At 51.2% G+C, this 16,748-nt stretch carries 11 protein-coding genes; 4 read left to right on the top strand and 7 right to left on the bottom strand.

All coding sequences use genetic code 11. The features are described from left to right. Window positions 1–53 precede the first annotated feature (53 nt). The 4 genes from pncB (at window position 54) to aspC (ending at window position 5,877) form a co-directional block, all read left to right on the top strand. Entirely contained in the window at window positions 54–1,256 is a 1,203-nt protein-coding gene (pncB, locus tag C0K55_RS08600) for a nicotinate phosphoribosyltransferase (protein ID WP_105266944.1), read from the top strand. A 169-nt stretch (window positions 1,257–1,425) separates the two neighbouring features. Continuing rightward, window positions 1,426–2,826 carry an asparagine--tRNA ligase gene (gene asnS, locus C0K55_RS08595; protein WP_000117892.1) on the top strand — a complete coding sequence of 467 codons (1,401 nt, stop codon included), beginning with the start codon at window positions 1,426–1,428 and terminating at the stop codon, window positions 2,824–2,826. 602 nt (window positions 2,827–3,428) lie between these two features. After that, on the top strand, window positions 3,429–4,502 hold the full coding sequence (gene ompF / locus C0K55_RS08590) for a porin OmpF (RefSeq protein ID WP_000977929.1): 1,074 nt from the start codon (window positions 3,429–3,431) through the stop codon (window positions 4,500–4,502). A 184-nt stretch (window positions 4,503–4,686) separates the two neighbouring features. Next, window positions 4,687–5,877, top strand: coding sequence for an aspartate transaminase (aspC, locus tag C0K55_RS08585; RefSeq protein WP_000462674.1), 1,191 nt, complete (start codon window positions 4,687–4,689; stop codon window positions 5,875–5,877). Window positions 5,878–5,927: 50 nt separating this feature from the next. Here aspC and gloC read toward each other — a convergent pair whose 3' ends face one another. The 7 genes from gloC to cmoM all read right to left on the bottom strand — a co-directional run bounded on the left by gloC (window position 5,928) and on the right by cmoM (window position 16,670). Continuing rightward, on the bottom strand, window positions 5,928–6,575 hold the full coding sequence (gene gloC / locus C0K55_RS08580) for a hydroxyacylglutathione hydrolase GloC (RefSeq protein ID WP_001109447.1): 648 nt from the start codon (window positions 6,573–6,575) through the stop codon (window positions 5,928–5,930). Between the two features lie 26 nt (window positions 6,576–6,601). Then, entirely contained in the window at window positions 6,602–7,150 is a 549-nt protein-coding gene (locus C0K55_RS08575; protein ID WP_001516120.1) for a YcbK family protein, read from the bottom strand. 181 nt (window positions 7,151–7,331) lie between these two features. Further along, window positions 7,332–9,164 (bottom strand): L,D-transpeptidase, encoded by a 1,833-nt coding sequence (gene ldtD, locus C0K55_RS08570; protein WP_105266691.1) that lies wholly within the window; start codon window positions 9,162–9,164, stop codon window positions 7,332–7,334. A 256-nt stretch (window positions 9,165–9,420) separates the two neighbouring features. Next, complete coding sequence (mukB, locus tag C0K55_RS08565) at window positions 9,421–13,881, bottom strand: chromosome partition protein MukB (protein ID WP_000572625.1); 4,461 nt, start codon at window positions 13,879–13,881, stop codon at window positions 9,421–9,423. Continuing rightward, window positions 13,881–14,585 (bottom strand): chromosome partition protein MukE, encoded by a 705-nt coding sequence (gene mukE, locus C0K55_RS08560; protein ID WP_010329756.1) that lies wholly within the window; start codon window positions 14,583–14,585, stop codon window positions 13,881–13,883. Before mukE ends, mukB begins: the two co-directional genes overlap by 1 nt. Next, on the bottom strand, window positions 14,566–15,888 hold the full coding sequence (mukF, locus tag C0K55_RS08555; protein WP_001288861.1) for a chromosome partition protein MukF: 1,323 nt from the start codon (window positions 15,886–15,888) through the stop codon (window positions 14,566–14,568). The genes mukE and mukF overlap by 20 nt, the downstream gene beginning before the upstream one ends. Next, window positions 15,885–16,670, bottom strand: a complete 786-nt coding sequence (gene cmoM, locus C0K55_RS08550; protein WP_001516118.1) for a tRNA uridine 5-oxyacetic acid(34) methyltransferase CmoM — start codon at window positions 16,668–16,670, stop codon at window positions 15,885–15,887. The genes mukF and cmoM overlap by 4 nt, the downstream gene beginning before the upstream one ends. Window positions 16,671–16,748: the final 78 nt, after the last annotated feature.

Genomic DNA, 16,748 nt, shown 5'->3' with positions numbered 1-16,748 from the left:
TGAAGATGTTTATTGTACTAAACGCTCCCGTACGAGGACGCTACTGCGCACCTATGACACAATTCGCTTCTCCTGTTCTGCACTCGCTGCTGGATACAGATGCTTATAAGTTGCATATGCAGCAAGCCGTGTTTCATCACTATTATGATGTGCATGTCGCGGCGGAGTTTCGTTGCCGAGGTGACGATCTGCTGGGTATTTATGCCGATGCTATTCGTGAACAGGTCCAGGCGATGCAGCGTCTGCGCCTGCAGGATGATGAATATCAATGGCTCTCTGCCCTGCCTTTTTTTAAGGCCGACTACCTCAACTGGTTGCGCGAGTTCCGCTTTAACCCGGAACAGGTCACCGTCACCAACGATAACGGCAAGCTGGATATTCGTTTAAGCGGTCCGTGGCGTGAAGTCATCCTCTGGGAAGTTCCTTTGCTGGCGGTCATCAGTGAACTGGTACATCGCCACCGCTCACCGCAGGCCGACGTTGCGCAAGCCCTTGATACGCTGGAAAGCAAATTAGTCGACTTCTCGGCGTTAACTGCCGATCTCGATATGTCGCGCTTCCATCTGATGGATTTCGGCACCCGCCGACGTTTTTCCCGCGAAGTCCAGGAAACCATCGTTCAACGTTTGCAACAAGAATCCTGGTTCGTTGGCACCAGTAACTACGATCTGGCGCGTCGGCTTTCCCTCACGCCAATGGGAACTCAGGCTCACGAATGGTTCCAGGCGCATCAACAAATCAGCCCGGATCTTGCCAACAGCCAACGTGCTGCACTTGCCGCATGGCTCAATGAATATCCCGATCAACTGGGAATTGCGTTAACCGATTGCATTACTATGGACGCATTCTTGCGTGATTTCGGCGTGGAATTTGCCAGCCGCTATCAGGGGCTGCGTCATGACTCTGGCGACCCGGTAGAATGGGGCGAAAAAGCCATCGCGCATTATGAGACGCTGGGAATCAACCCTCAGAGCAAAACGCTGGTTTTCTCTGACAATCTGGATTTACGCAAAGCGGTCGAGCTTTATCGCCACTTCTCTTCCCGTGTGCAATTAAGTTTTGGTATAGGTACACGCCTGACCTGCGATATCCCCCAAGTCAAGCCACTGAATATTGTGATTAAGCTGGTGGAGTGTAACGGTAAACCTGTGGCGAAACTTTCTGACAGTCCTGGCAAAACAATCTGCCACGACAAGGCGTTTGTTCGCGCACTTCGTAAAGCGTTCGACCTTCCGCACATTAAAAAAGCCAGTTAATATCATCAGGGAGCCATAACGGCTCCCTTTTTTACCTTTAATTCCGAAATCTTTCGCTGCATCTGCGAATTCTGCTTGTCTGATTGCGGATGCCAGGTAACATAGGTATCCCCCCATTTCACGGGTGGACAAGTGTTTATTTTTTCCGACTATTAACAGAGAGAATATTATGAGCGTTGTGCCTGTAGCCGACGTACTCCAGGGCCGCGTAGCCGTTGACAGCGAAGTCACCGTGCGCGGATGGGTACGTACCCGCCGAGATTCAAAAGCTGGCATCTCCTTCCTCGCCGTTTATGACGGTTCCTGCTTTGATCCTGTACAGGCTGTCATCAATAATTCTCTGCCCAATTACAATGAAGACGTACTGCGTCTGACCACCGGTTGCTCGGTCATTGTGACGGGTAAAGTCGTGGCGTCGCCGGGCCAGGGGCAACAATTTGAAATTCAGGCCAGCAATGTTGAAGTCGCTGGTTGGGTTGAAGATCCAGACACTTACCCGATGGCAGCAAAACGCCACAGCATTGAGTATCTGCGTGAAGTCGCTCACCTGCGTCCACGTACCAACCTGATTGGTGCCGTTGCGCGCGTTCGCCACACGCTGGCGCAGGCACTGCATCGATTCTTTAACGAACAAGGTTTCTTCTGGGTTTCTACACCGCTGATCACCGCATCCGATACCGAAGGCGCTGGCGAAATGTTCCGTGTTTCAACACTGGATCTGGAAAACCTGCCGCGTAACGATCAGGGCAAAGTTGATTTCGACAAAGATTTCTTCGGTAAAGAGTCGTTCCTGACCGTATCAGGCCAGTTAAACGGCGAGACTTATGCCTGTGCGCTGTCTAAAATTTATACCTTCGGCCCGACTTTCCGTGCAGAAAACTCCAACACCAGCCGTCACCTGGCGGAATTCTGGATGCTGGAGCCGGAAGTCGCGTTTGCTAACCTGAACGATATCGCCGGCCTGGCAGAAGCCATGCTGAAATACGTCTTTAAAGCGGTTCTCGAAGAACGTGCTGACGATATGAAATTCTTCGCTGAACGCGTGGATAAAGATGCAGTTTCACGTCTGGAGCGTTTCATTGAGGCAGACTTCGCGCAGGTGGATTATACCGACGCGGTAACCATCCTCGAAAACTGCGGTAAGAAATTTGAAAACCCGGTTTACTGGGGTGTGGATCTCTCTTCCGAGCATGAACGTTACCTGGCAGAAGAACACTTTAAAGCGCCGGTAGTCGTGAAAAACTATCCGAAAGACATTAAAGCGTTCTACATGCGCCTTAACGAAGACGGTAAAACCGTTGCAGCAATGGACGTTCTGGCTCCGGGTATCGGTGAGATCATTGGTGGTTCCCAGCGTGAAGAGCGTCTGGACGTTCTGGACGAACGTATGCTGGAGATGGGCCTGAATAAAGAAGATTACTGGTGGTATCGCGATCTGCGTCGCTACGGTACTGTTCCACATTCCGGTTTCGGTCTTGGTTTTGAACGCCTGATCGCCTACGTGACTGGCGTTCAAAACGTGCGTGACGTAATTCCGTTCCCACGCACTCCACGTAACGCCAGTTTCTAATTTAACTTTTCCGAGAGCCAGCACCCGCTGGCTCTTTTTTATCCCCTTCTGTCAAGTTATCTGTTTGTTAAGTCAATCAATCTAATTGCAACCCTGCCAAAGCAATCTTCCTGTTACGGAATGTTTCTCTGCAACATTTGCGAACAAAAAATAACCCATAGCCTTATTGAGGATTAGTCATTTCTTATCTGATAGCACAATTTTTATACTTATTATTGGCTTTCTGGATGGCTGAAAGTGTATTAGAGAGAAGTCACAGAGAGAAATCATCAGAAAGAAAATTTCTGTTTAGTTAGATTTAATATAAGTAAATCATATACATATATAAGATCCGCCATAAATATCATTAAATCCTGGTGGAAATATGACGGTGTTCACAAAGTTCCTTAAAATCAATACTTGGTTACACATTTTTTCTTTTTGTAACTATATCTTTATATTTGTAGCACTTTCACGGTAGCGAAACGTTAGTTTGAATGGAAAGATGCCTGCAGATACATAAAGACACCAAACTTTCATCAATAGCTCCGTAAATATTTATTGACGAAACTTATTGACGGCAGTGGCAGGTGTCATAAAAAAAACCATGAGGGTAATAAATAATGATGAAGCGCAACATTCTGGCAGTGATCGTCCCTGCTCTGTTAGTAGCAGGAACTGCAAACGCTGCAGAAATCTATAACAAAGATGGCAACAAAGTAGATCTGTACGGTAAAGCTGTCGGTCTGCACTATTTTTCCAAGGGTAACGGTGAAAACAGTTACGGTGGCAATGGCGATATGACCTATGCCCGTCTTGGTTTTAAAGGGGAAACTCAAATCAATTCTGATCTGACCGGTTACGGTCAGTGGGAATACAACTTCCAGGGTAACAACTCTGAGGGTTCTGATGCCCAAAATGGCAACAAAACCCGTCTGGCGTTCGCTGGTCTGAAATTTGCTGATGCTGGCTCAATCGATTACGGTCGTAACTATGGTGTGGTTTATGACGCACTGGGTTACACCGATATGCTGCCGGAATTTGGTGGTGACACTGCATACAGCGATGACTTCTTCGTTGGTCGTGTTGGCGGCGTTGCAACTTACCGTAACTCCAACTTCTTTGGTCTGGTTGACGGCCTGAACTTCGCTGTTCAGTACCTGGGTAAAAACGAACGCGACACCGCACGTCGTTCTAACGGCGACGGTGTTGGCGGCTCCATCAGCTACGAATTCGAAGGCTTTGGTATCGTTGGTGCTTATGGTGCTGCTGACCGTACAAACTTGCAGGAAGCCCAGCCTCTCGGCCAGGGTAAAAAAGCTGAACAGTGGGCTACCGGCCTGAAGTACGATGCGAACAACATCTACCTGGCAGCAAACTACGGTGAAACCCGTAACGCTACGCCGATCACCGGCGGCTTTGCTAACAAAACGCAAGATATCCTGTTAGTTGCACAATACCAGTTTGACTTCGGTCTGCGTCCGTCCATCGCTTACACCAAATCTAAAGCGAAAGACGTAGAAGGTGGTATCGGTGATGTTGATCTGGTGAACTATGTTGAAGTGGGCGCAACCTACTACTTCAACAAAAACATGTCTACCTATGTTGACTACATCATCAACCAGATCGATTCTGACAACAAACTGGGCGTAGGTTCTGACGACACAGTTGCTGTGGGTATCGTTTACCAGTTCTAATAGCAGACCTCTTTGTTAAATGCCGAAAAAACAGGACTTTGGTCCTGTTTTTTTTATGCCTTCCAGAGCAATCTCACGTCTTGCAAAAACAGCCGGTGTTTTCATCAGTAATAGTTGGAATTTTGTAAATCTCCCGTTACCCTGATAGCGGACTTCCCTTCTGTAACCATAATGGAACCTCGTCATGTTTGAGAACATTACCGCCGCTCCTGCCGACCCGATTCTGGGCCTGGCCGATCTGTTTCGTGCCGATGAACGTCCCGGCAAAATTAACCTCGGGATTGGTGTCTATAAAGATGAGACGGGCAAAACCCCGGTACTGACCAGCGTTAAAAAGGCTGAACAGTATCTGCTCGAAAATGAAACCACCAAAAACTACCTCGGCATTGACGGTATTCCTGAATTTGGTCGTTGCACCCAGGAACTGCTGTTTGGTAAAGGTAGCGCCCTAATCAACGACAAACGCGCCCGCACAGCTCAGACCCCTGGTGGTACTGGTGCGTTACGCGTGGCTGCCGATTTCCTGGCAAAAAATACCGACGTTAAGCGTGTGTGGGTGAGCAACCCTAGCTGGCCGAACCATAAGAGCGTCTTTAACTCTGCAGGTCTGGAAGTACGTGAATACGCTTATTACGACGCGGAAAAACATACTCTGGACTTCGACGCCCTGATTAACAGTCTGAACGAAGCCCAGGCTGGCGACGTGGTGCTGTTCCACGGTTGCTGCCATAACCCAACCGGCATTGATCCTACACTGGAGCAATGGCAAACGCTGGCGCAGCTTTCCGTTGAGAAAGGCTGGTTACCGCTGTTTGACTTTGCTTACCAGGGTTTTGCTCGCGGTCTGGAAGAAGATGCTGAAGGTCTGCGCGTTTTCGCAGCTCTGCATAAAGAACTGATCGTCGCCAGTTCCTACTCTAAAAACTTTGGTCTGTACAACGAGCGTGTAGGCGCATGTACGCTGGTTGCTGCGGACAGTGAAACCGTGGATCGCGCATTCAGCCAGATGAAAGCGGCGATTCGTGCGAACTATTCTAACCCACCCGCGCACGGAGCTTCGGTTGTTGCCACTATCCTGAGTAATGATGCGTTACGTGCTATCTGGGAACAAGAGCTGACTGATATGCGTCAGCGTATTCAGCGTATGCGTCAATTGTTCGTTAATACGCTGCAGGAAAAAGGCGCAAACCGCGACTTCAGTTTCATTATCAAACAAAACGGCATGTTCTCTTTTAGCGGTCTGACTAAAGAACAGGTACTGCGTCTGCGTGAAGAGTTTGGCGTGTATGCTGTGGCTTCCGGTCGTGTGAACGTAGCCGGGATGACGCCAGACAACATGGCTCCGCTGTGCGAAGCGATTGTGGCTGTACTGTAAGCATTAAAACCAATGAAGCCCGCTGTGAAAGCGGGCTTTTTTATGCGCCTTTACCAGACGGGAATTTCGTCTTGCAGGAAGGGGTTATGCAACCGTTCATAGCCGAGGGTGGATAACGGCCCGTGCCCTGGAATAAACGTCACATCATCGCCAAGCGGCAGCAGTTTATCTTTGATAGAGGAGATCAGTTGATTATGGTCGCCACGTGGGAAGTCACTGCGCCCTACTCCACCTTTGAAAATGACGTCGCCAGAAATCAGCAGTTTTGACTGATTATCAAAAAAGACCACATGACCCGGTGTATGCCCTGGGCAATGTAACACCTGTAAAGTCACATTCCCTATGCTGATCGTGTCGCCTTCATTCAGCCAACGATCCGGCGTCAGTGGCTGACACTCATCCAGGCCAAACATGCGGCTTTGCGCAGGCAAGCCTTGCAGCCAGAACTCATCTTCCTTTTCCGGACCAAGTACTGGCACGCCGTAATGTTTTGCCAGTTCCGCCGCTGCACCAACGTGATCCAGATGGCCATGTGTCAGTAGGATCTGCATCAGCGTCAGGCCGCTGGCATCAACTTCCTGTTTAATTTTTTCCGCATCACCGCCAGGATCAACCAGTGCTGCCAGGCGAGTTTGTTCACACCAGATCAATGAGCAGTTCTGGGAGAATGCAGTGACCGGAATAATACGATAATTCATACTGCCCCTGTTTCGTTAAGCGATTGCTACCAGTGCCGTGCAGGTCCGGTATCAATATGCACAAAGTTACTACGTGGGTAATATCCTACACCACCTGCGCGCATAGATAACGCGGCTTTGCGAATATTGCTTAACGCGACGCCTTCAATATGGAAATCCATCGCCTGGCCTTTGGTGTGATAGCTTTTCTTCGCTACTCCACGGCTGTGTGCGCGTAATTCATTATTGGTGTCGATAGAACGGTAACCAGAAATTAACTGTACCGGCTTGCGAGTACCTAACAGGCCTTGCAGGCGATACAACTGGTCGAATAATCCTGGATCGATGGACTTTATTTTGTTCGCGCGGAAATCGCGGAAAAAATGGTTTAGTTTTGCCAATTCTTCCTGAATATAGCCTCTGCCATCGAAAAACTCCGCTTTAATTGACTCTCCAGTATGGAGATTGTTGAGTGTCAAAATACGCGGGCGTGGGGTGGAGAGTGTCGCAAACGCAGGGGTCGGCAAGATGGCAGCACCAAGTGCAACACCACCAAGCGCCAGTAGTTTGCGGCGATTAGCGTCGAATTTGTCCATGGTAATCAAGTCTACAGGTCAATGTTATCGTTTATATGCACTTCTGGCGCACAAGAGTGCACCTTAACCGCCCATAAAGCTAACGTCAAGGTGACTCAACCCCAGCAGTGATGGGGGCTACAAGGAATAGCCCCCAATCATGCCAATTATTACGACAACTGATTTCCCCGAACTACTTCATTTACCTGATTAATTGTTCCGCTTTCGATACAATTTGCGAGCTGGATCGCGCAGGCAGATCATAATTGTAAATATCTGTACGATATTGAGTACGCCCATCTGCGCCGACAAATGCTGTCAGGTAGTAGAGATTAACCGGGATAGACTGACGGATATTGACGTAACGGGTATCTCCCTGCTTCAGAGCATCGGAAATACGCTTGTCATTCCAGCCTGCATCCTGCAACAGCATGTTTGCCAGATCGGATGCCTTATTCACCCTCACACAGCCAGAGCTCAACGCACGCGTATCACGCTTGAACAGATTGTGATTAGGCGTGTCATGTAAGTAGATAGCGTCTGAACTCGGCATATTAAATTTATACCGTCCTAGCGAATTTCGTGGGCCTGGAGCTTGCTGAAAGCGGAACGGTAAATTCGACGCGGTAATCGTCGACCAGTCAACCTGCCACGGGTCAATTGCTTCCTTGCTGTTCCAGCCACGCATCACCGTATAGCCATGGCTTTCCAGATAGCCCGGATCATTACGCACTTTCGGCAGAATATCTTTGCGTGCCAGCGTCGGCGGTACGTTCCACGGCGGATTCACTACCACATTGTTTAAGGCACTGCTCATCATTGGTGTTTTGCGGTCAGGACGGCCGACAATCACCCGCGAGTCCAGCACCTGATTACCGTTCTGGTAATAGACCAAAGAATAGGCCGGTATATTGACCATGATGCCGGTAGAAAGCTCCGCAGGCAGCAAACGTAAACGCTGGATGTTGAGCGCCAACACACCTGCACGCTGTGCAGGTGTCACATTGAGCCAATCACGTGTGGCTGGACCAATAGCACCATCTGCCCCCAATCCTTGCCATGCCTGAAAACGTTTAACCGCTTCAACAAGCTCATTATCGTAGGCGGCACGTACAGTTGGCTTAGGTTTACTAAGAAACTTTGTTTGCTTTTCCGCAGTTTCGACGGCAACGGCAGATGGGCTAACGACTGCATCAGCGGGTGTTTCATCGCCAGGCAGCGTAATTTTCGGCCCACCATCGAGCATACCTGTGCGCTGCAATATTTCGCGCAGTGCTGGTACGTCATTACTCCACTGGCCAGGACGCAACGTTGCTTTACCGGTTAGTTGTGGCCACGGTTTGGTATCACTGAGCAAGGTCAGTAAAGATTCATGCATCGCGGCATATTGCGGATGCTGCGGTGCCAGTCCTGCAACAAACGTTGGCAATTGGCCATTATTTAGCGCCACCTGCCATTGGTTAATGACCGAGAGCGGTGGTGTTGAGAGCGCATAAGGTTTACTGCTGTATAGCCAGCGCGTGCCTTTGACCGGAATGTTAGCAACGAAATGAAGGTAACCCAGCATTGCATCCGACAACACTACGTCACGTGCCAGACCGTTAACACCTGGGTCAGTCAGTAACTCTACCCATTTATTAAACTGCGGCTGAAAACCGGCAATCGCCACTTCCGCCAGTTGCTGCTGGAAAGCTTTAACCGCATCACGGTTTTCCCACATCGGCTGCATATCACGTGCGGCATACAGCAGTTGAAGCTGGTTAAGATAAACCAGCTTATAACCTGCGGGTAATTGAGATTCGATTTGTGTGCGAGCGTTTTCCGCCGCACCCTCTGGTAGCGGTTGGATCCCCGCCATAATTGCCGTCGCTTGCGCTTGCGGCAGTACATCTCCCTGTTCGCTGACAGCCACCGGGCTGTCGCCAGGGATTACTTCAGGCTCATCAGCCTGCACACTGAACAGTGGAGCGAATGTTACGGCCAGACAAAAACTTATTGCCGAAAGCCGACGACCACACATCATGTTAAGCAACATCCCTTGCCCCCTGTTTTTATCATACTTTGAATAGCCAGGCTGCTTTTCTCTACTTGCCTGTACAACGCCAATACTCACGAAAGTATGACGAGCAAGCCTGTTACTTATCAGGCTTACCTTCAGTATATAAACGTCGATACGTTTTTACACAACCTAATGTAAAGAAGTTTAAAGAAAAGCGCACCGTAATGCGGCATTTTTTTAGTGCAGAAACGGAGTTTTCGAAAAAAAAGGCGACATCGCTGCCGCCTTAATCTTAACTTGCCTGGGAAGACGCTTCGTCAGTTCCTGGAAGCGTTTCAGGAAGCTGCGGCGCAAAGCCACGCAAACCAACCACATGTACGTGTTCGGTATTCTGGAATACCTTACGCACCAGTTTGTAGGTGGTGCCTTTTTCCGGACTAATATTTTCTGGTGCCGCGATGATGAGCTGCATTTGCAAACGTTCACACAATTCAAACAACGTGGCGATAGAACGGGCATCCAGGCGCGCTGCTTCATCGAGGAACAGCAGACGACAAGGAGAAATATCTTTACCGCGCAGACGACGGGATTCATCTTCCCAGCTCTGTACCACCATCACCAGAATCGACATCCCTGTACCGATGGCCTCACCCGTTGACAACGCGCCTGACTCCGCACGCAGCCATCCATCGGAACCACGGTTAACTTCAACTTCCATCTCCAGGTAGTTGCGATAATCCAGCAGCTCTTCACCAATGGTCTGCGGCGTGCGCTGCCCCATATCAATTTGCGGGTTAAGGCGCTGATACAGTTTCGCCAGCGCTTCCGAGAAGGTCAGACGGTTGCTGTTAAACAAATCCTGATGTTGTTCATGCTGTTCAGAAAGCACATCCAGCAACATGGCGTGCGTTTCACGCACATTCACGTTCAGACGTACGCTGTTCACCTGGCCGAACGACACGTTCTGCAAGCCCTGGTTGAGCATACGGATACGGTTCTGTTCGCGCTGAATGGTTTTGCGAATAATGTTCGACACACTGCGGGAACTGATCGCCAGTTTCTGCTCACGGGAGGTTAATTCTTCGGTCAGACGGCTAAGTTCGATCTCCATCTGCTCGATAGCTTCTACCGGATCATCGGTACGAATAATATCCTGGCGGATTCGTTCGCGCAGATGCTGGTAAACCGCCACGAAGAACTGGATTTTACGTTCCGGACGTTTTGGATCTTCCGACATACGCAGCACGTCGCGTAGATGTTCGTTATCCGCTACCGCCAGACGCAGCGCACCTAACGCCTTATCCGACATGGAACGCAAATCATCAGCAGAAAGATAAGCCAGCTCGCGACGGTGCAAGCGGCGTTCGACGCCGTTGTCTTTCACCATGCGCATTACCGCGCACCAGCCCGCTTTGGCGGTCACCACCTGCTCGCGCATCTCGTGATAATCACGCTCCAGCTTGCGCAGTTTACGGGTCAGGTTGTCCATCTCCGCTTCGCAGAAGGTGAGCGCTTTTTCCAGTTGGTTGCGACGGGAACGGTTATTACTGAGTTGCGCATGTAGCTCGTCACGGCGAATACGCGCGCGCTCTTCTGCGCCGCTATCGGCACGCACACCGATATCCTGCAATTCGCGTTGCAGATCGTTAAGCAGTTCTTTTTTAGTGTCGTAAGAACTTTTCAGCGATGCCAGCACCTGATTGTACTGGTTCAACTGTGTAGCATGACCACGCAGTGCTTCACGAGCACGGGTACGCTCTGCTTCCGCATGTTCCAGACGTTCACGCAATTTTTCGTTGAGATCGCTGTTACCACTGAGCATTTCTGCCGAGTCGGAGTAGCTAAAGTGTGCGCGACGCTGCACCACTTCCGTCAGGGCAAATGCCTGCTGACGGGCATCGCGCTGCATCTGCTGGGAGTATGCGTAATCTTCTTTTAACTGTTCAAACTGTTCCGGATCGCTTTGCAACACTGAAACGATCGGCTCCAGTTTCGCCAGTTGATTACCGAACTGCTGAACAAAACGCGCCGCTTCCTGGGCTTCATCCAGACGTTCGCGGATTTCATCGACGCGATCTGCCAGCGTATCGTCAGCCAACAGGTTAAGGCGCGGCAGGATGCGGTTAAGCGCTGTCACGCCCTCTTTCGCCTGCTCAAACTGAATGCGTTGCTGCTGGTTATCATTTTCATGATTACTCAACGCCCGCTCCAGTTCGACGCGGCGGCTGTTCAGTTGACGGATTTCAGCTTCCGGATCGGACTCAAATGCCACCGCCAGATGGCTGCCGATAAAGCGACTGAAAGCCTGATGCAGGCGCTGAGTTTTCTGTACATCAAAGGAGAGCGTGGCGAAGCGTTCGGAAAGCACTTCACGTTCGGCATGAAGGCTTTCAATACGGCTTTCGCGCGCCGCACGACCAAACAACGGCACTTCAGGGAAGCGCGAATAACGCCACTGACGGTCGGCAATTTTCACCACCACCGCTTTTTCCAGTTCATCAACGCTAAACACGCTGTCATCGAATGACTGCGGATCACCTTCGATCAGATAGAGATCTTCCGGGCAATCGGTTAAACCTTCCAGTTGTTCGGCAATCTGCGACAGATCGGGCACTACGATGGCGTGACGAGAGGGGCCATACAGCGCCGAGAAGTACGGCGCATCTTCCAGGCTAACGTCGTCATAAATTTCTGACAACAGCACGCCGCCAAAACGTTCCGCCAGCGCATTCAGGCGCTGATCTTCAGAGCCCCCCGGCTGACTTAAACGCTCGATCTCTTCGTCAACGGCGTTTTTGCGCGCGCCCACTTCGTCACGTTCAACAATCGCCTCGCGCTCGCGCTCCAGCAACTGTTGCATGTATTCAGTGACATCCTGACTGGAGGTGAACTCTTCACCGCACTGCTCGCTCAACTGATTGAGGCTGTTTTGCGCAGCCAACCAAACCGGCGCACGCTGCATCAGACTCTGAATGCGTGATTGCAGTTGTTCCTGTTCCTGACGCAGCGCCATGCGCTCTTCACGGGCATTAGACACGCTGTCAGAAAGGGAGGCAATGCGTGCTTCCAGTTCCTGATGCAGGGCTTCCAGTTCATCGATATCAAAGTTCTTGCCCTGGCGTTTGCAGAAATCCGCCAGCAGGCGCTCGGCTTCCTGTTGCTCACGCAGGCGCTGTTCCAGTTCGCTTAAGCGCATCCGCAGCGGCTGAACCTGTTCTGCAAGGTGACGTTGTTCGACCCCTTCGCGCAGCAGTTCACGAGCAACATCCCACGCTTCGTTACGCGCCAGCGGACCGTTAATGGCTGCGACTAACTGATAAGCCTGCTCAAACTGGCTATGCGCGGTTTGTGCCATGCTCATTTTCTGCTCAAGAGAGAGCATTTTTTCGGTGGCTTCCAGCTCTTTCGCCTGGAAGGTTTCCAGCCACTCGGCGGCGCTGTCGGCAGTTAAGTCCGGCAGATGACACAGTTCTTTAGCGCGGTTAAGTGCAGTAATCGCCTGGTTGTACTGGATCGCGCGCGTTTGCTGGACGTCCAGTGCCTGCTGGTAGTCAGCAAGCTGGTTTTTCAGCTCGTCCACTTCCAGTTCGGCGGCTTCCGCGCGCGCTTCATTCTCTTCCTGACGTTCGATGGCCTCTGCCACCACTTCGTTTTGCTCTTCGAGACGGATCTGCAATTCATCGAGATCCGCTTCGTAACGTTCGATCTTTTCCTGCTGACGCAGTGCGGTTTGCACGAGGTTCAGGTGATCGCTGGCTGCCTGATAATCTGCTTCCAGATCGCCTTCCGCACCGTTGTGCTCTGCCAGTTCACGCGCCATATCGACGTGTTTGTACTGCTCCGCCGCTAGTTGCTGACGAGAAGTGTGTAGCTCACGACGAAACTCTAGTGCCTTATCCAGATGAACGCGACGTTCGTTGGCGTGACGCATATAGTCCGCCGCCACATAGTTGGTGGCTTCACTGATCAAATGCTTAAACAGGTCGCGATCGGACTGCGTTACACGAATCGCTTCCAGCGTCATGCGGTTTTCACGCAGCGCTGCTTCCATATCCTGGAACGCTTTACGCACGCCGCTGTTTTCTGGCAGCAGGTAGTCACGCAGAGAACGGGTAATGGCACTGGAAATACCGCCGTACAGTGAGGCTTCGATCAGACGATAGAATTTACTACGATCAGACGCCGAGCGCAGACGACGCGCAATGATGCCCAGATCGAACATCAGTGAATGGTAATCGGTGATGGAATTGAACTGCTTAAACTGCACGCCTTCCATCGCTTCGAGCTTCTCTTTCAGCTCATTAAGCGGCAGCACGCGCGCCTGGCGTTCGTTCAGGGTTTCTGTCACCAGTTGCGTCGGCAGCACCGACATCGGTAGCCCCTGAATCGCAAACGGTTTGATATCCACTTTACGATCGCGCCCGGCAACCTGTTGCAGACGCACACCGACCACCACGCGCTGATGGCGCGAGTTGATGGTGTCGAGCATCGAATAACAGACGCCCGCTTTTAGCTTACCGTGCAAACCTTTATCGCGCGAACCACTGGTGGCCCCGGCTTCCGTGGTGTTACGGAAGTGCAGCAGGGTCAGGTCAGGAATAAGCGCCGTAACAAACGCCGCCATAGTGGTGGATTTACCTGCACCGTTACCGCCGGAAAGCGTTGTGACCAGCTCATCGAGGTCAAAGGTACGGGCAAAAAAGCCGTTCCAGTTAATCAGCGTCAGTGAGCGAAATTTACCGCGTTCAATCATTATTCTTCCTCTCCGCTATCTGGCTGATTCTCTTCGGTTTCGTCGTTGAGTTGCAGGTGATTTTCCAGAGACATTGCTTCACCATCGCGAATCAGGCGACGTTGGGCTTCGCGCGGATCGTCACCAGCACGCACATCCGCACCAAAACGGAACACCGATTCGGTAATGCGGAACTTGCTGCTGTCGTGGCCCATAAACCACACCATGCCCAAACGACGCAGACGATTTAGCGAAGAACGTACTTTTTCCTGCAACTTCTGGCGGTCAACGTCTGAACCGGTAGAACGGTTGTTTACCAGTTTCAGCAGTTTCGCTTCGTCAGCCAGGGTGAGCAGTTCGTCATACAGTTCCTGCTGAGTAAAGATCCCCTCGTTCGCCAGCCGTTCCGGGCTGAGATAGAGATAACAGAGGATTTTCCCAACCATCATATCCAGTTCGGACAACACGGAACGAGGGATCAACGTGGTGGAACGTGGACGCAAATAGAAGAAACCTTCCGGCGCGCGAATAAGCTCAACGTTATAACGCGCGTAAAACTCTTCCAGGTATTCCTGAAAATCCATCAGGAATGCATGGTTGTCCAGTTCGTCAAGACCGATATGGCGACCTGAACGTAAGGCGCTATCCAGCGCCGGAAATAACGGATTCGCCAGCGCTTGCGCCAGCTTAACCGGCATCACTTGTTCAATATTTGTCGATGACATGCGCCTGTACCTTGGCTCCGTAATCATTAATCGGCTGCCATTTCGCTGGCAGTCCGGTGAAGTCTGCTTGCGCTACGCCGAGGCGTACCGCCTGATCAATAACAATGCGCGCAACATCAAAGTGACGCGCACGCGGATACTGCGCCAGATATTCGCGTACCACCAGACCAAGATCCAGCGGTACTTGTCTGGTTTTATAGACGGCGAGCTGCTCTTCGATGATTGCCGCCAGTTGTTCGCGGATCTCGTTAAACTCTTCGTACTCTAAATCTGGCGGAAGTTCCCCGGTCACTTCTTCGTCACGCAGTGCCATCTCTTCGTCACGCATATCCAGCAGACGATCGGCATTGGCGTAAGTCAGCGCCCACGGGTCATCAAAATAGGTTTGTACCGACTGACGTAATCGCTGGGCAAAGACACGGTTTTTATCCATATCGATCGCAGTACGGATAAATTTATGTACGTGGCGATCATAACCGATCCATAAATCGATAGATTGCTGACCCCAACTGATAATACGGTCGAGTTTGCTTTGCAGGTCGTACACCAGACGATCGACAAAATGCAGATCGTCATGGGTCATGGTCGCATCCTGGATGCGCAACAGGTTAGCCTGTAATTTGTCGCCCGCCGCTTCCAGCGTATCTTGCAATTCACGCAGCGTACCAGAGGTTTCCGAAAGCAACATTTCACAGCTTGAGATCGCCGCCCGCCAGTCTTTATTCAGTAACTGGGCGATATCGTCTTTCACCTGTTGCTGCTGTTCGTCCATCAGACGTTGCGTCAGGTCGATACTGTCGAAAATTTCTGCTACCGAGTATTTCAGCGGCGCATAGACGTTACGGTGCCAGTGAAACTCATCGCCGCCCTCTTCTGCCGCATCCGCCGCACGCTTCAGTTCGCCTGCAACGATCGACAATTGCATAGAAAGACGCAGCGTAGAAAACTCGCGCTGACGGATGTAGTAATCAGTAATGCCGATGCCGAGCGGCGTCAGACGGTAAATGGCGTTCCCTTCCGCCTGTTCGCTTGTAAAGCGGTTCAGCAGACGTTGACGCACCATATCGTTGATCGCGTTGTTGGCGCGCACGCCGATGGTTTCGCTGGTTTGCTCAAACGCATCACTCACGTGGCGGAATGCATCCACCAGCTCACCTTCACTCATCTCGCCGTCCAGACGCTCGCCGTTCAGCGTGGCCACCGCCAGCAGAAAAGAGAGACGGTCTACCGGCAGCGAGATGGAGAAGTCGTTTTTTCTGGCCCAAGCAACCAGTTCGGGGACTGTCTGGGAAAATTCACTCATACTTTATCCTTGCTCTGCGGTTTGCGCGCGGTGACATGAATATAACGCCCCAGGCTAATGTAAGGTTCCTGACGGCAATAACGCGTTTCTAATTCAAGTAATGCTTCGTAGCAATCGCGCTGTTGGTGCTTTTCACGCAGATAATCATGAAACACGCGAACGCCGGTCTTGCCGGTAATTTGCCAGCCAGCTTCTTCCAGCCACTGATATACCTGCGCCGGATCGCGCGGAGAGTCTGGCGAAAGCGTCCGTTTTTTCTTTTTCGGCATTCCCGCCTGCACGTAATCAAAATTCCCTGCAACCATGTTGTGCATCAGCAAACCGTGCGCATTGTAGAACATTAACGACAACATGCCTCCTGGGCGCAACACTGACCACAGAGTCTGTAACACGCTACGGGGGTCAGCGACCCACTCCAGCACCGCATGGAACAATATCAGATCAACGGGCGTTTCCAAATGCGAAGCAACATCCTGAGCAGCGCAATGTATAAATTGCATGTTGCCGCTCACACCTTTTGCTTCTGCCGCCTGCTTTGCGCGATCGATCATCTGCGCAGAAAGATCGCATAAAATGACCTGATGCCCACGCCCGGCCATTTTGATCGCCGTCTGCCCTTCACCACCGCCAGCATCCAGCACTCGCAATTTTTGCGAGCCTATTTCCGCCAGCACACGATCGAGATCCTGCCACAGAATAGCCTGTCGAAGCTGTCCTTTGGTGGTGCCGTAAATGTTACGGGAAAACTTTTCCGCAATATCATCAAAATTGCGATCCTGCATTGCTTTCTCCACCGGTTGGCTAAGACGTTTTCTGATAAAGGCGCTATTTTGTCACAGCCGAGGCGAGAATGAACCCGT

It is taken from the genome of Escherichia sp. MOD1-EC6098, from assembly GCF_002965865.1.
In the GTDB taxonomy this organism is placed as follows: Bacteria; Pseudomonadota; Gammaproteobacteria; order Enterobacterales; family Enterobacteriaceae; genus Escherichia; species Escherichia marmotae.
The sequence above is the reverse complement of the archived record's forward strand: the minus strand, read 5'-3'. Positions and strand labels throughout refer to the sequence as shown.